The organism is Streptomyces agglomeratus (genome assembly GCF_001746415.1).
Taxonomy (GTDB): domain Bacteria; phylum Actinomycetota; class Actinomycetes; order Streptomycetales; family Streptomycetaceae; genus Streptomyces; species Streptomyces agglomeratus.
On sequence record NZ_MEHJ01000001.1, the window covers coordinates 2,775,063 to 2,792,550 of the forward strand.

The 17,488-nt window shown below is 71.0% G+C and carries 15 protein-coding genes and 1 pseudogene; 7 read left to right on the forward strand and 9 right to left on the reverse strand.

Going from position 1 to position 17,488, the window contains the following annotated elements:
- Positions 1–200: 200 nt before the first annotated feature.
- The 3 genes and pseudogenes from AS594_RS11625 to AS594_RS46110 all read left to right on the forward strand — a co-directional run.
- Complete coding sequence (locus AS594_RS11625) at positions 201–1,418, forward strand: C40 family peptidase (RefSeq protein ID WP_069926961.1); 1,218 nt, start codon at positions 201–203, stop codon at positions 1,416–1,418.
- An 82-nt stretch (positions 1,419–1,500) separates the two neighbouring features.
- Complete coding sequence (locus AS594_RS11630) at positions 1,501–2,178, forward strand: histone deacetylase (protein WP_069926962.1); 678 nt, start codon at positions 1,501–1,503, stop codon at positions 2,176–2,178.
- 93 nt (positions 2,179–2,271) lie between these two features.
- Positions 2,272–2,424 (forward strand): annotated as a pseudogene (locus tag AS594_RS46110) (YdcF family protein); the annotation flags it as partial.
- 75 nt (positions 2,425–2,499) lie between these two features.
- On the opposite strand, the gene AS594_RS43895 reads toward AS594_RS46110, so the two are convergent.
- From AS594_RS43895 to AS594_RS11655, 6 genes are all read right to left on the reverse strand, one after another.
- The gene (locus AS594_RS43895; protein ID WP_141743773.1) at positions 2,500–3,060 is read right to left on the reverse strand and encodes a hypothetical protein; all 561 of its coding nucleotides are present in this window, start codon (positions 3,058–3,060) and stop codon (positions 2,500–2,502) included.
- 463 nt (positions 3,061–3,523) lie between these two features.
- Positions 3,524–4,759, reverse strand: coding sequence for a styrene monooxygenase/indole monooxygenase family protein (locus tag AS594_RS11635; protein WP_069926963.1), 1,236 nt, complete (start codon positions 4,757–4,759; stop codon positions 3,524–3,526).
- Between the two features lie 40 nt (positions 4,760–4,799).
- Positions 4,800–5,510, reverse strand: a complete 711-nt coding sequence (locus AS594_RS11640; protein ID WP_079144662.1) for a GTP-binding protein — start codon at positions 5,508–5,510, stop codon at positions 4,800–4,802.
- Complete coding sequence (locus AS594_RS11645; RefSeq protein WP_069926964.1) at positions 5,491–5,898, reverse strand: DUF742 domain-containing protein; 408 nt, start codon at positions 5,896–5,898, stop codon at positions 5,491–5,493. The genes AS594_RS11640 and AS594_RS11645 overlap by 20 nt, the downstream gene beginning before the upstream one ends.
- The gene (locus AS594_RS11650) at positions 5,895–6,380 is read right to left on the reverse strand and encodes a roadblock/LC7 domain-containing protein (RefSeq protein WP_079144661.1); all 486 of its coding nucleotides are present in this window, start codon (positions 6,378–6,380) and stop codon (positions 5,895–5,897) included. The genes AS594_RS11645 and AS594_RS11650 overlap by 4 nt, the downstream gene beginning before the upstream one ends.
- Entirely contained in the window at positions 6,377–9,373 is a 2,997-nt protein-coding gene (locus AS594_RS11655) for a sensor histidine kinase (protein WP_069930452.1), read from the reverse strand. The genes AS594_RS11650 and AS594_RS11655 overlap by 4 nt, the downstream gene beginning before the upstream one ends.
- Before the next feature lie 386 nt (positions 9,374–9,759).
- On the opposite strand from AS594_RS11655, the gene AS594_RS11660 reads away from it, so the two are divergent.
- On the forward strand, positions 9,760–10,542 hold the full coding sequence (locus AS594_RS11660) for a protein phosphatase 2C domain-containing protein (RefSeq protein WP_069926966.1): 783 nt from the start codon (positions 9,760–9,762) through the stop codon (positions 10,540–10,542).
- A 154-nt stretch (positions 10,543–10,696) separates the two neighbouring features.
- On the opposite strand, the gene AS594_RS11665 is transcribed toward AS594_RS11660, so the two are convergent.
- A complete protein-coding gene (locus AS594_RS11665; RefSeq protein ID WP_069926967.1) occupies positions 10,697–11,191 on the reverse strand; it encodes a MarR family winged helix-turn-helix transcriptional regulator in 495 nt (164 codons plus the stop codon).
- A gap of 222 nt (positions 11,192–11,413) precedes the next feature.
- Between AS594_RS11665 and AS594_RS11670 the strand changes: the two genes are divergently transcribed.
- Positions 11,414–12,298 (forward strand): lysozyme, encoded by an 885-nt coding sequence (locus tag AS594_RS11670; RefSeq protein WP_069926968.1) that lies wholly within the window; start codon positions 11,414–11,416, stop codon positions 12,296–12,298.
- A 78-nt stretch (positions 12,299–12,376) separates the two neighbouring features.
- Here the strand turns inward: AS594_RS11670 and AS594_RS11675 are convergent, their stop codons facing one another.
- On the reverse strand, positions 12,377–12,919 hold the full coding sequence (locus AS594_RS11675; protein WP_069926969.1) for an SAM-dependent methyltransferase: 543 nt from the start codon (positions 12,917–12,919) through the stop codon (positions 12,377–12,379).
- 176 nt (positions 12,920–13,095) lie between these two features.
- A complete protein-coding gene (gene lon, locus AS594_RS11680; RefSeq protein ID WP_069926970.1) occupies positions 13,096–15,498 on the reverse strand; it encodes an endopeptidase La in 2,403 nt (800 codons plus the stop codon).
- Between the two features lie 190 nt (positions 15,499–15,688).
- On the opposite strand from lon, the gene AS594_RS11685 reads away from it, so the two are divergent.
- Positions 15,689–16,351, forward strand: coding sequence for a GNAT family N-acetyltransferase (locus AS594_RS11685; RefSeq protein WP_069926971.1), 663 nt, complete (start codon positions 15,689–15,691; stop codon positions 16,349–16,351).
- A 332-nt stretch (positions 16,352–16,683) separates the two neighbouring features.
- Positions 16,684–17,421 carry a spermidine synthase family protein gene (locus AS594_RS11690; RefSeq protein ID WP_069926972.1) on the forward strand — a complete coding sequence of 246 codons (738 nt, stop codon included), beginning with the start codon at positions 16,684–16,686 and terminating at the stop codon, positions 17,419–17,421.
- Positions 17,422–17,488 lie beyond the last annotated feature (67 nt).

Sequence of the window (17,488 nt, forward strand, 5' to 3'; positions counted from 1 at the left end):
TTCACGGCGTCCCCGGGCGCGGGAGGCACACGTGCCGCGCGTTCCCGGAGCGCGGGAGGCACGCCGGTCGCTGTTCTCATTGGCCCTCGACGGGTGATGGTGTTGGACCATCCCGCCCAGCAGCCCGCCCCTCGCCCGGGCGGTGACGCACATCATCACGTAGGGGCCGGACCGCCCGGCCGCGAACCGGAGGTGATGACGTGTCGGGCAGACTCTCCCAGTCCGTCTGTACGGTGGCGCTGGCCGCCGCCACAGTGCTCACGGCACTGCCGGTACCGGCCACCGCCGCCGTACCGGGCGCCCCGGTCCCCCGGCCTCCCTCCCCACCGTCGCCCGCGCCCGCGCCCCCCGCGCTGTCCGGGCGGGCGACGACCGTTCCCCAGTTGCTGACGGAGCTCCAGAAGCTGTACCAGCGGGCCGAGGAGGCCAGTGAGACGTACAAGGCGACGGAGGAGACCGTCAAGGAGCAGCTCACCGAGGTCAGGAAGGTCACCTCGGGCCTCTCCAGGGCGCGGGTCGTGCTCGCCGAGAGCCGGGGCGCGGCGGGCCGCCTCGCCCGCGAGCAGTACCAGGGAACGACCGGCCTCTCCCCGTACCTGCGGCTGCTGCTGGCCAGAAACCCGCAGCACGCGCTGACGCACGGCCACGTACTCCAGCGGGCGGCCGAGGACCGGGCGGCGGCCATCGCGCGGCTGGAGAGCCGTGAGCGGCGGGCGGACGAACTGGCGACCAGGGAGCGCGCGGCGCTCGACAAGCGGCAGACGCTCGCCAGGAAGCAGCGGGAACAGCGCGACGAGGTACGGGCTCGGCTGGGCGAGGTCGAGGAGCTGCTGGCCACGCTGACGGAGGAACAGCTCGAAGAGGTGGCGCGGCTGGAGGAGCGCAGAACCGGCGCCGCCCAGCGCGACCTGCTCGCCTCGGGCGCGCTCGGCAGCCCCGGCTCGGCCGCCGCGCGGGCGCCGTCGCGGCTGGGCGGGCGGGCGCTGGAGTACGCCGTACGGCAGATCGGGAAGCCGTACGTGTGGGGGGCGGAGGGGCCGGGCTCCTTCGACTGCTCGGGTCTCACGTCGCAGGCGTGGGCGCACGCGGGCCGGGAGATTCCGCGCACGAGCCAGGAGCAGTGGCGGCGGCTGCCGAAGGTGGCGTTGCCGGACCTGCGCCCCGGTGACCTGGTGGTCTACTTCCCCGAGGCCACCCACGTGGCGATCTACCTGGGCGACGGCCTGGTCGTACAGGCGCCGCGCCCCGGCGCCCGCGTGAAGGTCTCACCCATCGCGGCCAACCCCGTGCTGGGCGCCGTCCGCCCGGACCCGAGGCTCAAGCCCCTGTCGTCCTACACCCCGCCGAAGCTTCCGCGCGGTGCCTCGGCGGGCTCGGACGCGGGTTACGCGTCGCAGGCGGCCCCGGTTGCCGGATGATCCGGCCCGTCCGGGACCTGAGGACAGGCCGGCAGCCGGCGGGGCATGCGGAGGGACGGCGCCTCGGGGGTACGGGAAGGCAGTGGTCAGCACCCGCGTCATCGACACGGCGCGCCGCGACGGCGCCGAGCCGCGTCACGTCTGGTACACGTCCTACGGCTCCAACACCCACCTGGACCGTCTGACGTTCTACCTCGCCGGCGGACGCCCACCTGGAGCCTCCCGGACGTACCCGGGCTGCCGGGACCGGCGCCCTCCGGCGGCATCCGTCCCGGTGCGGCTGGACGGCGCCCTCTACTTCGCCACGCGGTCTCCGGTGTGGGCCGGCGGGCGGGCGTTTTACGACCCCGAGGCCGGCGGGCGGGTTCTCGCGCGGGCCCACCTGGTCACCGTGGAGCAGTTCTCGGACATCGCGGCCCAGGAGATGTACCGGGAACCGGGCGTGGACCTCGACCTGAGCGGCGTTCTCAGCAGCGGCAGGGCCGTGCTCGGAGCCGGGCGCTACGAAACGCTCATCTGCCCCGGCACGGTGGACGGCGTACCCGCCCTCACTTTCACGGCCCCCTGGGGCGTCAACGACGTCCCGTGGGTCAAGCCCTCCGCCGCCTACGTCCGTTACCTGGCCACGGGGCTGCTCGGCGCGGGCGGGTTCGACGGAGCGACGATCGCGAGCTACGTGGCGAACTGCCCAGGTGCGGCCGGTCACTGGACCGCGAGAGAGGTCGAGCACCTCATCGGGCGGGGACGACCGGGCCCGTGAGAAGACCCCCGGCCCAAAGGGGGCCGGGGTCTTCGCCACCCTGGGTCAGATGGCCGGTCAGCGGCCCGTCACGCGCCGCCGTACTTCTCGTCAGTGGTGGACATGCTCGTCGGTGCTCAGCAGCGCCTGCTGATCTACCCAGAACAAGGGTTCATGATCCGACAGGAATTCCCCCATTCAGTCACGGCGGCTTACGAGCGGCTGCGCGCCCAAGGGTTCACGAGCTGCCTTGTTCCCACACTCTGATCACGCCCGCAACCATCTGTTAGCCATCCGCCACTGCGGCCAATAACGAGCCGGGCGGCGGTCCACTCGGCGCCCCTAAGGATCCCCACCGGGCTGCTTGTATGCCTTCCATGAGTAATTCTCGGCGCCTTGGGGACCCAAGTTCATGATGTCACTGAAGTAGTCCGTGAAGTCGAGGGGTGGGCTGAATACTACTTCTGGATAGACTCGAAGGACCATTCCATCCGGGATGAGTGCAGAACCAAGCGGGACTTGGGGGCGCGTTTCCTCGAAAGGAAAATTGTACGGCCCGACGACCCGAGCCGCACCAGCCATTTGCGGACCTTCGTAGAGAACGATCTTTCTGATCTCGGGAGGAGGATCGGACGTTTTGTAGACGACGGCCGAACTTGCTGTCCTTGCCCACCCACCGAGATCCGGGGCATCTTGATCGACGTCCAGATGGCCACCCTGGAAGTGCCAGTGTTCATAGAGGCGCACCACCAAACCCGAGGGCACCTTGACGGAACAAATGACGTCGTTTCCGATGCTCAAGTCCGATGAATCATAGAACCCTTCGGCGAGGAACTGGCCCAGGCCGAGGAAGTTCTTGTCTGCGAAGAGAATGACACGGTCGCCGGATTCGCTGCCAGGCATACCGATGCTCCTAGCGTGGGATACTGCTCGCGAAGACGGTCAGGTCTTTTTCTCGGGCGCGACCGCCCAAAACGACTGCTGCTCTGCTGCACCCCGCCGGCTTGCTTCAACCCGCGGCCCTCTGACAGGAAGCCCTCCATCTCAGGATACGTTGCGGGTTCTCCGATGTCGCGGGCGCCCTTCGGGCCGTCAGACACAATTGACCAAATGAGATGGCCTCTAATTAAGTGAGGCTGGCGACGCGCCTGGGCGAACTTACAAGGCGGATGTCGGCGGTCCGGAACCAACCGCGCCCCACCAGCGCAAAGACCCCCAGCCGATAGAGGCTGGGGGTCTTTGCCGCTAGGACTCACATCAACAGCCGCAGTCACTCACGGCCGGGCCGCCTGTGGGCCGTCCGTGACCGGCCGGCAACAGCCGGCAACGACCAATGACGACTACCCAGCCGCTGGTCAGAAGCCCTTCAGGCGCCGGCGACCGAGGCCAGGTAGGCGTTCGTCTTCTCCGGGTCGTAGAAGAAGTTCTCGAAGTCCGCCGGGTCGTTGAACCCGTTCGCGAAGCGGTCGGCGACCGGCTGGAGGCCGCCCGCCGCGCCGATCAGGTTCAGGACGTGCTCCGGCGGGACGCCCAGCATGGCGTTGGTCCACTTGGTGACGTGCTGCGCGGTGTCCCAGTACCGGTCGAACGTCGACCGCATCCACGCCTCGTCGAACGGCTGGTCACCGTGCGACGTGATCGACGAGAGGTACGACGCGGCACACTTCGACGCCGAGTTGGAGCCCTGCCCGGTGATGGGGTCGTTCGCTACGACCACGTCGGCGACGCCCAGGACGAGGCCGCCGGACGGCAGCCGGCCGATGGGGTTGCGCACCGTCGGGGCGTACCGGCCCGCCAGGGTCGCGTTGGCGTCGGTCAGTTCGACCTTCGTCGCGCGCGCGTACTCCCAGGGCAGGAACTTCTCCATCAGTTCCAGCGTGAGCGACAGGTGCTCCGCCGGGTCCTTGACGCCCTTGAACGCGTCCACCGGGCCGCCCGGGACGCCCTCCCAGAAGAGGATGTCCGCGCGGCCGGAGGTGGTGAGGGTCGGCATGACGAAGAGTTCGCCGACGCCGGGCACCAGGTTGCAGCGGACCGCCTCGAAGTCGGGGTGCTCGGGGCGCGGGCCGAGCCCGTGGACGTACGCCACGGCGAGAGCGCGCTGCGGGGCGTCGTACGGCGAACGGGACGCGTCGCGCCCGAACATCGAGACCAGCTCGCCCTTGCCGGCCGACACCATGACCAGGTCGTACGTACGGGAGAAGTAGTCGAGGTCGGAGACGGCCGCGCCGTGGATGACGAGCTGGCCGCCGCGCTGCGCGAACGTCTCCATCCAGCCGGCCATCTTCACGCGCTGGTCGACGGACTGGGCGTAGCCGTCGAGCTTGCCGACCCAGTCGACGGCGCGGGACGAGTCCGGGGCTGCGACGGAGACGCCCAGGCCCTCGATCTTCGGGGCCTGCGACTCCCAGAAGTTGATCTGGAGGTCGCGCTCGTGCTGGAGGGCGGTGTGGAACATGCACTGCGTCGACATGACCCGGCCCGACCGGATCTCGTCCGCCGTGCGGTTCGACATCAGGGTGACCTCGTACCCACGGGTCTGGAGTCCGAGGGCGAGCTGGAGACCGGACTGACCGGCTCCGACTATGAGTATCTTCCGCATGGCGGGGTTCTCCGTTGAGTAGCTGTTCGGGGGTGCGGCGCTATTCGGGCGTGACGGCGAGCGCGTGGCCGACGAGGGCGAGCAGCGACTCGACCACCGTGATCCGCTTGCGCGCGTCCATGATCACAACCGGTACGTGCGGCGGCACGGTCAGGGCTTCCCTGACGTCGTCGGCCTCGTACGCCGTCGTTCCCTCGAAGTGGTTCACGGCGACGATGTACGGCAGCCCGCAGCTCTCGAAGTAGTCGAGCGCGGGGAAGCAGTCGGACAGCCGGCGCGTGTCGGCCATGACGACCGCGCCGATCGCGCCGCGCACCAGGTCGTCCCACATGAACCAGAACCGCTGCTGGCCGGGCGTGCCGAAGACGTACAGCACGAGGTCGTCGTCGAGCGTGACGCGGCCGAAGTCCATCGCGACGGTCGTCGTGGTCTTGTCGGGCGTCGCGGAGAGGTCGTCGGTCTCCTCGCTGGCGGTGGTCATCACCGCCTCGGTCTGGAGCGGGGTGATCTCCGAGACGGAGCCCACGAACGTGGTCTTGCCGACGCCGAAGCCGCCCGCGACCACGATCTTGGTGGCTATGGGGGCCCGGGTGCGGTCGGTCTGCCAGTCCCGGGCGCCTTCGTCCGCCTGCGGCGGGAGGGCCGGCAGCCCGTGCTGCTCCGGCAGGGGCGCCCCGGGCTGCGACGGGATCGCGGACGTGTGCCCGGTGCGGGCGGGGAAGGTCTCGGTCTCAGAGACGACGGAGTCCACTCAGCACCCTTTCGAGCAGCGCGCGGTTCGGCTGGCCGGGCGTGTGCCCGGTCCCGTACACACGGATCTTTCCCTGGTCGGCCAAGTCGCTGAGGAGCACGCGGACCACGCCCAGCGGCATCTTCAGCAGTGCGGAGATCTCCGCGACCGTACGCATACGGCGGCACAGCTCGACGATGGCGCGCATCTCCGGCATGACACGGGTCTGGAGGCCGCCGTTGGTCAGCTCGCGCCGCTCCTCGGCCGCCTCGATCGCCGCCACGAAGGTCTCGACGAGCAGGACGTGCGTGAAGCGGGTACGGCCGCCGGTGAGCGAGTACGGGCGTACGCGGGCGGGCCTGCGGCCGTCGCCCCGTACCGGAAGTTTGGCGGTGGTGGACGGCGTCACAGGGCGCTCTCCAACGATTTGCGCAGCTCACTGCGGAGTTCGGGGGTGAGGACGTGGCCGGCACGGCCGACGAAGAGCGCCATGTGGTACGCCACGACGCTCATGTCGCAGTCCGGCGAGCCGTGCACGCCGAGCAGCGAGCCGTCGCTGATCGACATCACGAAGACGCTGCCCGACTCCATCGCGATCATCGTCTGCTTGACGCCGCCGCCGTCCATCAGCTTCGCCGCGCCCTGGGTGAGGCTGGCGAGTCCCGAGACGATGGTCGCGAGGTCGGCGCTCGAACCCTTCGGGCCGTCCTGGCGGACGGCGGGGGTGGCCGGTCCGAGGTTCTGCTCCGGGTCGGAGGACAGGAGGAGCAGCCCGTCGGACGAGACGACGGCGACCGAGAGGAGACCCGGCACCTCGTCCACGAGGTTGCTCAACAGCCAATGGAGATTGCGGGCTTCGCTACTCAGCCCGAACGTGCTGGACGCAGTCAACTGCGTGCCTCCTCAACTGTGTCCCCCTTGGTTTCTGTCTCTGGATCGGTGACTTCTTCTGTGTCTGTGCGGTCCTCGCTGGCCGAGATCTCCGCCTCGACATCGCGGCGGCCCTTGATCGCGCCCTGGTGGAAGCCACCGAGCCGACGCCGCAGGGCGTCGGCGTCGACGCTGCCGGAGCGCTCGGCGGGCTCCGCCGGGCCGGACTTGACGACCTTGGGGGTGCGCTTGGGCAGCCCCTTGTCGGTGACGGGCTCGATCCTGGTCGTGGCGGGGGTGACCGATGCGGCTGTTCCGGCCTCGGCGGCGGCGTCGGTGTCGTCGGCACTACGGGCGGCCACCTCCGAGTCGGCGTCCATCTCGCCCGCGGGCGCCGTGGACTGCTGGGGCAGCCGCATGGTCCACGTCGGTTCGTCGACCGGCGCCCCGGTGTCCGCGTTCCCGTCCGCGGCGCGTTCATGTGCGTCGGGGCCGATGGCGTAGGGGTCGGGCACGGTCGGCGTCGCAGCGGCGGGCACGGCGGGCCGGGTGACTTCGGTGGCTTCGCCGGCTGCGGAGGCTCCGGTGGCTGAGGTGGCTCCGGTGGCTTCGGTGCCACCGTCCGCCGCTTCGGCCCGCTCGGCCTGCGCCTCGGGCGCGTCGTCGGCCGCCGGCTCCACCTCGGGCTCGACCTCGGCCTCGGCCTCGGGCCGGGCGTCCTGCTCCGACTGCTCCACGTCCTCACGGATCGTCCGCTCGGCCGCCTCCACGAGCGGGTCCTTCCGGCCCTCCCGCAGCGGATCGTCGAGCGCCGAACGTCCGGGCAGAGCATTGGAGTTGGCCTCGGCGACCGATCCCGGCAGGTTCAGCGTGGGCGCGTCCCCCGCCACCGGCACTGCGGGCGGCGCGGCCATCGGCGGGGCGGAGGGCAGGAGGGCGTCGGGCAGTACGACGACAGCGGCGACGCCACCCTGCTTCTGCTCGCGCAGTGTCACCCGTACGCCGTGCCGGGCCGCCAGCAGCGCGGCCACGTGCAGGCCGATGCCGCCGTCGGTGCCGTCGCCCGGCTCGTGCGAAGCGGGTTCGGCGAGCCGCGCGTTCAGCTCGGTGAGCCGGTCCGGCGGTACGCCGATGCCCTCGTCCTGGACGGAGAGCATGACCTCGCCGCTCTCCAGGAGCCAGCCGGACAGCTCGACCTTCGCGTCCGGCGGGGAGAACGAGGTGGCGTTCTCCAGCAGTTCGGCGAGAAGGTGGCTGAGGTCGTTGGCGGCGAAGCCCGCGACCTGGGCGTGCGGCGGAATGGACTGGATCGCCACCCGCTCGTACCGCTCGATCTCACTGACGGCGGCGCGCAGCACGTCGACGAGCGGCACCGGGCCCTGCTGTCCCTGGCCGTGCTCCGTACCGGCCAGGACCAGCAGGTTCTCGCCGTGGCGGCGCATGACAGTAGCCATGTGGTCGAGCTTGAAGAGGGTCGCGAGGCGCTCCGGGTCCTGCTCGCGCTCCTCCAGGCTCTCGATCACGCCGAGCTGGCGCTCGACGACGCCCAGCGTGCGCAGCGAGAGGTTGACGAAGGTGGAGTGGACGGTGTGGCGCATCCGCTCCAGCCGCGCGGCGGTTTCGGCGACCTGCTCCTGGAGTTCGGCGCGCTGGGTGGCGAGGGTCTCGCGCTGGCCGATCAGGTGCGTACGGTCACCGGACAGCTTCTCCGCGCGGGCGCCGACCTCGGCGAGCCGGGCGTGGAGGGTGTTGAGGGAGCGTACGACCTGGGCGAACTCGTCGTTCCGGCCGTTGAAGCGCACCGGTTCGACGGCCTCGCCACCGGGCTCCGGTTCGGCGGCCAGGCGCGCGGCGCCGAGGCGCAGTACGGCCAGCGGGCGGGTGAGCGTACGGGCGACTGCTGTGCTGACGCCGACGGCGAACAGCAGGCAGGCGCCGGCCAGGGCGATGCGGATCTCCAGCTCCGTGACGTCGTCGTCGCGGAGCTGGGAGAGCCGGTTGACCTGCGCCGAGCCGAGGGAGGACTCGACGCCGCGCATCAGGTTGATACGGGCCGACAGCGCTGCCTCGGCCTTGGCGCGGTCGGTGCCGAGCTCCGCGTCGGAGAGCTGGGGCTGGTCGGTGAGGCGCGCGAGGAACTGCTCGGCGGTCTTGACCTCGGGTCCGGTGACGGTGGTCTTGAGGGACTCGCGGGCGGTGTGCCCGGCGGCCTGGTCGAAGTCGGCGAGCGCGGCGAGTTCGCGCACACGCGACTGCTGGGCCGCGGCGGTGAGCGCGTTACGGGCGCGCACGCTCTCGGAGTCCGGGTCCTCCGGGACGGGCACCAGGAGCCCGGTGACGGGGTCGACGCGGTTGCCGGTGCTCTCGCGCGGCACCGAGAGGGCGGCGAGCAGCAGTCCGCGGGTCGCGGCCGCCTGCTCGGTGGCGTGCCCGAGCGAGGCCGGGGCGCGGGTGGCCTCGGCGGCGCGCGGAGGGGTCTTGTCGGCGAGCTCGTCGGCGAGGTCCTGGAGCTTCTCGATCGCCCCGGTGTACGCCTTGTGGGCCTCCAGCGCGGTGCCCTTGCCGGTGAGGGCGTCCCGGCGGATGCCGGGGATCCTGGCGAGGTCGCGGCGCAGGGCGGCCGGGGCCGCGGGCTCTATCTCGTCCATCTGGCGGTCGACACGGGCGCTGCGGCTCGCCGAGAGCCCGGTGTCTTTGCCGCTGTCCCCGTCGTCCGCCCCGGCGCCGGCCTCTTCGCCGCCGCCGCGTCCGGCGGCGATGAACGCGGTGACGTCGTCGCGTTCGTCGGCGAGGGAGTGGGCGAGGGTGACTGCCTGCCGGTTCAGTTCGGCGAGGGTGACCAGGCGCTGGGACTCGGAGAGTTCGGAGGAGGCGCTGAGGATGGCGGGGGTACCGGCCGCGAGGACGGTGACGCCGACGACGGCCACGCCGGCGACCAGCCGGCTGCGTACCCGTACGGTGCGTTCGGTCCGCTCGCCAATACCGCTATCGCCCCGAGGCCGCTTTTTCTGCACCGGTGCTCGCATTCTTGCTTGACTCGTCTGCTCACGTGGCCGAGGTGACGACCGGTCACACGAGAACGCCCCACCCCGGTAGTGACTCGAATGGCTTCAGACCATTCCAGCGCTTATGGGAAGAAGGCGCGCATCACCCGCTCCGCCACCTGAACGAGTGAACATCAATCGGGAGTTGGCGAACAACTCCCCATGCGATTCGTCTCACGCGCGCGCGGAGCGCCGGTTGGAAGTTCGGCCCGGCCTTTGGCAGGATGCGCCCCCGCAGCTTCACGGAGTAACCCATTCCGCCCATAAACCCGTGCTTCACCTGCTGGTACGGGCCAATTGAGCGCCGCCGGAAAGCCGTCGGGCCACACGTCGGCGGCTCGTGCAGACTGGGTCGCATGCGCTTCGAACTGGCCACGGCCCCCGGTGACCCCGAACGCCCCAATGAGGACTGGGCGTCTGTCGCCCTGCCTGCCGCCGGCCAGGGTGGGGCGCTCGTCCTGCTGGACGGGGTGACGCCCCCGGCGGGCGACTACGCGTGCGTTCATTCCGTCCCCTGGTTCACTGCCCGGCTCGGCGGCGCACTGCTCGAATTGTCCGCTTCGCGGCGTGATTTGACCCTTGCCGAGGTCCTGGCGGAGGCGATTCGCCGTACCGCCGACGCCCACCGCGACACCTGTGACCTTTCTCACGTACGGACGCCCCAGGCGACGGTGGTCCTGGCACGCTGGGGCACGGACGAGATCGAGCACTTGGTGCTGTCGGACTCGGCACTGCTGCTGGAGTCCCCCGACGGCACCGTGCGCGCGGTACTCGACGACCGCCTCGACCGCGTCCCGCCGGAGGTGCTCGCCTCACTCGTGGCCACGGACGCCCTGCGCAACGCGGAGGGCGGCTTCTTCACGGCGGCGGCGGACCCGGCGGTGGCCGGGCTGGCGGTGACGGGCGTGACCGCGCGGGCGCAGGTGCGGTCCATGGCGGCGCTCAGTGACGGGGCGTCGCGCTGGGTGGACATGTTCGGCGAGGGGGACTGGGCCGAGTGCGTGGGTGTACTGCGCAAGGAGGGCGCGCAGGGCCTGATCGACCGCGTACGGACGCGGGAACGCGGCGAGACCGCGTCGCCGCTGATGCGGCGGTGGAAGCGGCACGACGACGCGGCGGTTGTCTTCGTGGAGCTGTGAGGTCTACGTGAAGCCGTGAGGAGCCACGTGGAGCTGTGGAAGGGGCCACGTTGGAGCTGTGAGGTCTACGTGGAGCTGAGGACTACGGCCCCCTGCCTTGCGTTCGAGGACACCCCGCACGGCGCCCGGTGGTCCGGGGGGCCGGCCGCCGGCCTCACCCCTCGGCCCGCGCGTTCAACTGATGCAGCAGCCGCGCCAGTTCCGCGACCTCAGCCCGGTCCCAGTCCGCCAGCTTGCGTACGTACCGGGCGCGCCGCGCGTCCCGCACCCGGCGGAAACGGGCCCGTCCCTCGTCCGTGAGCGCGACCAGCGAGGCCCGTCCGTCCGCCGGATCGGGCTCGCGCGTGACCAGGCCGAGGTCCTCCAGGGCCCGCAGCTGCCGGCTCATCGTCGCCTTGCCGACGCCGAACCACGCGGCCAGTTCCGTGGCCCGCTGCCGGTCCGCCTCGTCGAGACGTACGAGCAGCCCGTACGCCGCCGGCTCCAGCTCCGGGTGGACTTCGCGGGCCATGTCGCCGGAGGACGCGCGAGCCCGGCGCAGAAAGACCGCCAATTCCCGCTCCAGGGCGAGGAATACGTGGTCCACACCACTCGCCTCCGGTGTGCGCCCGTCATCCGCTCTTCCGCTTCCGTGCACGTCAGAACTCATTGCGCGCTTTCCTCACCCTGAAGTTTTCTTTCACCAGCGGCCATTGCCGCAGCTCGGCCAGTATTTCGCAGGAGTAGACCAACGGCGGAACCCGGACCCCCTTCCGCGCCCCCGGTCTACGTGCGTAGCTTCATGGATGACATGTCCACACCAGGGACTTTGTCGACAGGTCACCCCACGGCCTGTTTCTGCTTCCCCCACCGAGCCTTTCGGAGGCACGCAATGCCCGTGCACAGATCCGGAACGGCCCGCCGCCCGCGCACCGCGGCGGCCGGGATTCTCCTCGCCCTCCTCTCCGCTCTCGCGCTCGTCCTCACCCTCCCCGGCGCGGCCACCGCCACCGTCGCCGCCACCAACGCCGATGCCGACGCCGACGCAGGCGCAGGCGCAGGCGGAAAGCCCGAACGCGGATCGGCCCACATGGGCATGGGAGTCGTCGAGCACGACGGCCAGGGTGACCTGCCGCGCGACACCCGTGTCACGCAGACCGAAGGCGTGGACGTCAGCAGCCACCAAGGCAACGTCAACTGGTCCACCCTGTGGAGCAGCGGTGTGAAGTGGGCCTATGTGAAGGCCACCGAGGGGAACTACTACAAAAACCCCTACTTCGGGCAGCAGTACACCGGCTCGTACAACGTGGGCATGATCCGCGGCGCGTACCACTTCGCCACACCGAACGACTCCAGCGGTGCCAACCAGGCCAACTACTTCGTCGACAACGGCGGCGGCTGGTCGCGCGACGGCAGGACGCTGCCCGGGGCGCTGGACATCGAGTGGAACCCGTACGGCGCGCAGTGCTACGGCAAGACGCAGAGCGCGATGGTCGCCTGGATCCGCGACTTCCTCACCACCTACAGGGCCCGCACCGGCCGCGACGCCGTCATCTACACGGCGACCAGCTGGTGGAAGACCTGCACCGGCAATTACGGCGGCTTCGGCTCCGTCAACCCGCTATGGATCGCCCGGTACGACACGACGGTGGGTGAACTGCCGGCCGGCTGGGGCGTACAGACCATGTGGCAGTACACCTCCACCGGTCCCACCGTCGGCGACCACAACAAGTTCAACGGCGCCCTCGACCGTGTCCAGGCTCTCGCTTACGGCTGACCGGTCCTGGTCCCGCATCCGGTGCCGGGAGCGTCGCGGTCCGGGTGCGGAGCCGGTGCGTATGTCCCGGCCAGTGCCTCAGGCGCCGTCGACCGGCAGCTGGGCGACCGCTCCGACCACCGCCAGCAGGGACGATCCGTCCGCGAGTTGATGCGTCGTCGCGGTGGCGATGAAACCGGCGTCGCTCAGGTGCGTCAGCAGCAGGCCCTTGACCTTGGCGACCTGCGCCGCGTCCGGGGGGTCGTAACAGAGCACCAGGCTGCCCGTCGGCCGGAGCAGCCGGGTGACGGCCTCCAGCTCGCGGGTGGCCGGTCCGGTCCAGAAGACGTTGACGTCGATGGCGAGGATCTTGTCGTAGCGTCCGAGCGCGTCGGGATCGGCGTCGGCGAGGGCGGTACGGACGAACCTGACCCGGCCCGCCGACACGGCCTCGGCGTTGCGCTCGCTCGCCGCCGCGACAGCCACGTCGGAGCGGTCCAGCCCCACCAGCTCACCGCGCGGCAGGCGCTCCAGGATCAGGCCGGCCGCCACACCGCGCCCGCAGCCGATCTCCAGTACGCGGTCGTCGGGGCGTACGTCGAGAAGCCCGACGGCCACCGTGAGCCGCTCCGGAACGCCCATGCCGCCACCTCGCCCTCGCCTGTCGCCTTTCCCGCCGTTCGCGCTCTACCTCCGTTGTATCCGATTACCTGCCCTTTCGCGCGGAAGCCCGCTGTCGTCCGGCGCAAGCGGAGGCCCCCGCTCCCTCGGGCGAGGGGTCGGGGGGCCTGCCACAGCCGGGCCACCGGCGGCGTCCGTCACGCCGCCGCCGGCACCCGTACCTCTGCCGGAGCCAGCGCGATCTCCAGTACCTGGCGCACGTCCGTCACCGGGTGGATCTCCAGCTTGTCGAGGATCTCGGCCGGCACGTCGTCCAGGTCGGCCTCGTTCCGCTTGGGGATCACGACCGTCGTCGTGCCCGCCCGGTGCGCCGCCAGCAGCTTCTGCTTCAGACCGCCGATCGGCAGGACGCGCCCGGTCAGGGACACCTCACCGGTCATGGCCACGTCCGTACGGACCAGCCGCCCGGACAGCAGCGACGCGAGCGCCGTCGTCATGGTGATGCCGGCGCTCGGGCCGTCCTTCGGGACCGCGCCCGCCGGGAAGTGGATGTGGACGCCCCGGTCCTTCAGGTCGCCGACCGGAAGCTCCAGCTCAGCGCCGTGCGAGCGGAGGAAGGAGAGCGCGATCTGGGCGGACTCCTTCATGACGTCGCCGAGCTGGCCCGTGAGGGTCAGCCCCGCGCCGCCCGTCTCCTCGTCGGCCAGTGACGCCTCGACGAAGAGCACGTCGCCGCCCGCCCCCGTGACCGCGAGCCCGGTGGCCACGCCGGGGACCGCCGTACGGCGCTCCGACGGGTCCTGGGCCGACTCCGGTACGTGGTGGGGCCGGCCGATCAGGGCGCGCAGGTCACCGTCCGTGATCGTGAACGGCAGCTCCTGCTCGCCGAGCTCGTGCTTGGCCGCCACCTTGCGCAGGAGGCGCGAGACCGAGCGCTCCAGGTTCCGTACGCCCGCCTCACGGGTGTACTCCCCCGCGAGCTTGCGCAGCGCGGACTCGTCCAGCGTCACCTCGCCCGGCTCCAGGCCCGACCGCTCCAGCTGGCGCGGCAGCAGGTGGTCGCGGGCGATGACGACCTTCTCGTCCTCGGTGTAGCCGTCGAGCCTGACCAGCTCCATACGGTCGAGCAGCGCCTCCGGGATCGCCTCCAGGACGTTGGCGGTGGCGAGGAAGACCACGTCGGAGAGGTCCAGCTCGACCTCCAGGTAGTGGTCGCGGAAGGTGTGGTTCTGGGCGGGGTCGAGCACCTCCAGCAGCGCTGCCGCCGGGTCGCCCCGGAAGTCGGACCCCACCTTGTCGATCTCGTCGAGGAGGACGACGGGGTTCATCGACCCGGCTTCCTTGACGGCGCGCACGATCCGCCCCGGGAGAGCCCCGACGTACGTACGGCGGTGTCCGCGGATCTCCGCCTCGTCGCGTACGCCGCCGAGCGCGACCCGTACGAACTTGCGGCCCATCGCGTGCGCGACCGACTCGCCCAGCGACGTCTTGCCGACGCCGGGCGGCCCGACGAGGGCCAGCACGGCGCCGCCGCGACGGCCGCCGACGACGCCGAGGCCCCGGTCGGCCCGGCGCTTGCGCACCGCGAGATACTCGGTGATGCGCTCCTTCACGTCCTCCAGACCGGCGTGCTCGGCGTCCAGGACCGCCTTGGCGCCCCGGATGTCGTACTGGTCCTCGGTCCGCTCGGTCCAGGGCAGCTCCAGGACGGTGTCCAGCCAGGTGCGGATCCACGACCCCTCCGGCGACTGGTCGGAGGAGCGCTCCAGCTTGTCGACCTCCTTGAGGGCGGCCTCGCGGACCTTCTCGGGGAGGTCGGCGGCCTCGACCCGGGTCCGGTAGTCGTCGGACTCGTCCTCGCCGTCCTGACCGTTGATCTCGCGCAGTTCCTTGCGTACGGCGTCGAGCTGGCGGCGCAGCAGGAACTCGCGCTGCTGCTTGTCGACGCCTTCCTGCACGTCCTTGGCGATGGACTCGGCGACGTCCTGCTCGGCGAGGTGCTCGCTCAGCCACTTCACGGCGAGCCTGAGGCGGACCACCGGGTCGGCGGTCTCCAGCAGCTCGACCTTCTGGGCGGTGGTGAGGAAGGGCGAGTAGCCGGAGTTGTCGGCGAGGGCGGACACGCCGTCGATCTGCTGGACGCGGTCGACGACCTGCCAGGCGCCGCGCTTCTTCAGCCAGCTGGTGGCGAGCGCCTTGTACTCCTTCACCAGCTCGGTGACCGCTCCGGGGAGCGGGTCGGGCACCGTCTCGTCGACGCCCGTGCCCTCGACCCAGAGCGCGGCGCCGGGTCCGGTGGTCCCGGCGCCGATCTGGACGCGGCTGCGGCCGCGGATCAGGGCGCCGGGGTCGCCGTCGGAGAGCCGCCCGACCTGCTCGACGGTGCCCAGGACGCCGGTCGCGGCGTACGTGCCGTCGATGCGCGGAACGAGGAGGACCTGTGGCTTGTTGCCGCTGGAGCGGGCGGCGGCCTGCGCGGCCTCCACCGCGGCGCGTACGTCGGTGTCGGACAGGTCCAGGGGCACCACCATTCCGGGCAGCACGACCTCGTCATCGAGCGGCAGCACGGGCAGGGTGAGCGGGTTGGACGTCGATGCCATGATCTCCCCTTCGGCAGTGAACTTGCGTTATGCCGACTCAATGCTCGGCCGCGACCGAATGTTCCCGCCGTCCGGACGCGTTCGCTGTGGGCGATCAAGCCATCCCCGGAAGCCCGGACAGGGGTGACGTCAACGGCTCTGCGTAATACCCTAAGTGCACACTCATCCATTACACGAGGAGCGTGCCGCCATGCCCGTCCCAGCCTTCGACTCCCCCGCCGACGCGATCCGCGCATGGGTGGACGGATGGGTCGTGTCGCGTGGCGCGGCGGACCCCGTCCCGCAGCCGTGGGGCCTCACGGTCGACGTCGGGCTGCCCCACCACGCCACCCGGCACGTCCTGACCGACGCGGACGAGGCGACGGTCCGCAAGCTGGCCGAGGCGTACGGCGCGCCGGCCGTCGCCCTCAAGGTGTTCCTGGAGCCGGAGACCGTGGCGCCCTGGCTCGGCCCGGAATGGGTGTCCGACGGCCCGGGCTGGCTGATGACGACACCGCTGGCCGGTCGGCCGGGACGCGAAACGCCGGCCGCTCCCGACGGGTACGCGCTCAAGTCCTGGCGACGCGGAGGGGTGACGCGCGTGCTCGTCGTCGCCCCCGACGGTGGTTTCGCCGCGCGCGGACAGGTCGCCCCGACGGGCGGGACGGCCGTCGTGGACCAGGTGGAGACGGCGCCCGCGCACCGGCGCAAGGGGTTGGGCGCGCTGGTGATGAGCGTGCTCCATGAGGCGGCGTACGCACAGGGCGCCACGGTCGGGATCCTGGGCGCGACGACGGACGGGCGGGGGCTGTACGAGTCGCTGGGCTGGCAGGAGTGCGCCCCCTTGGTCGGCGTGACGTACCGGGCGGCGTGACGTACCGGCCGAGGTGACGTACCGGTCGAGGTGAGCGGCGGAATCGACGGCCGGCCCCGGCCCTCACGGGCGTTTCGGCGCCAGGGACGGCCGAGCGGGACCGCGCGGCGCCGGACTCGCGCCCGCCGTCGCGGCGCCGCCTTCGGCCGAGGGAGAGCCTGCTCGGCCGACCGGCCCGGACGCCGGGTACTGGCCGAAAATCGCCTCACTCTCCCGGTGCGGCTTCTTACCGGAAGGTTTGTTTCCCGGCCTCGCGCGACGCCAGGATGGCCTCCGGATCAGAAGGAAGCAGCAGCAGCCGCAGCACCGAACCGTCACCGGGAGGTTCCCCCATGGCCATCCAGGCTCCGTACGCCGTCACAGTCGACCGGCGCGAGGGCCCGTACGGCGAAGTCGTCCTGCGCGAGCGCGGGGCGCACTTCGAGATCATCGCCAACGGCTGCTTCCTGATGGACACCTCCGACGGCCGCTCCGAGCGCCTCCTGGTCGACGCCGCCCACGACGCCCTCTCCGCTCCCCAGCCCCCTTCCCCCTCGGACACCCCGTCCGCTCCCTACGCTCCCTCCCTCCTCATCGGCGGTCTCGGCGTCGGTTTCTCGCTCGCCCGCGCCGCCGAGCAGTCGCGCTGGGGGCGGATCGTCGTCATCGAGCGTGAGCGGGCGGTCATCGACTGGCACCGCGAGGGGCCGCTGAGCCGGATCTCCGGTGCCGCGCTCGCCGATCCACGATGCGAGATCATTCACACCGATCTCGTGGATTACGTCAGGGAAAACCGAATCGGGAGCGCTGGTACGTACCAGGACACGTACGACGCGCTCTGCCTCGACATCGACAACGGCCCCGACTGGACCGTCACCGACGACAACGCCAATCTGTACTCCCCGCAAGGGCTTGCGGGGTGCATGAGGCGGCTGAGACCAGGGGGAATCCTCGCCGTCTGGTCGGCCCAACCGTCCCCCGCCTTCGAGGACGCATTGCGGAATGCCGGATTCAACTTGGTTCGGACGGAAGAGATCCAAGTTGCCCGGGGCGTTCCTGACGTGGTCCATCTCGCGGTTCGCCCTGCGTAGCCGGGACGCTGTCAGTGCATCTACGCTGCTGCCCTACACGTGGGATCTAGCAGAGAACTCCCAGGGG

Bases quoted from the DNA above. Each gene is read 5' to 3' on its own strand.
- AS594_RS43895 (WP_141743773.1), bottom strand. From the start codon at position 3,060: ATGCCTGGCAGCGAATCCGGCGACCGTGTCATTCTCTTCGCAGACAAG.
- AS594_RS11635 (WP_069926963.1), bottom strand. From the start codon at position 4,759: ATGCGGAAGATACTCATAGTCGGAGCCGGTCAGTCCGGTCTCCAGCTC.
- AS594_RS11660 (WP_069926966.1), top strand. From the start codon at position 9,760: ATGCGCTTCGAACTGGCCACGGCCCCCGGTGACCCCGAACGCCCCAAT.
- AS594_RS11665 (WP_069926967.1), bottom strand. From the start codon at position 11,191: ATGAGTTCTGACGTGCACGGAAGCGGAAGAGCGGATGACGGGCGCACA.
- AS594_RS11670 (WP_069926968.1), top strand. From the start codon at position 11,414: ATGCCCGTGCACAGATCCGGAACGGCCCGCCGCCCGCGCACCGCGGCG.
- AS594_RS11675 (WP_069926969.1), bottom strand. From the start codon at position 12,919: ATGGGCGTTCCGGAGCGGCTCACGGTGGCCGTCGGGCTTCTCGACGTA.
- lon (WP_069926970.1), bottom strand. From the start codon at position 15,498: ATGGCATCGACGTCCAACCCGCTCACCCTGCCCGTGCTGCCGCTCGAT.
- AS594_RS11685 (WP_069926971.1), top strand. From the start codon at position 15,689: ATGCCCGTCCCAGCCTTCGACTCCCCCGCCGACGCGATCCGCGCATGG.
- AS594_RS11690 (WP_069926972.1), top strand. From the start codon at position 16,684: ATGGCCATCCAGGCTCCGTACGCCGTCACAGTCGACCGGCGCGAGGGC.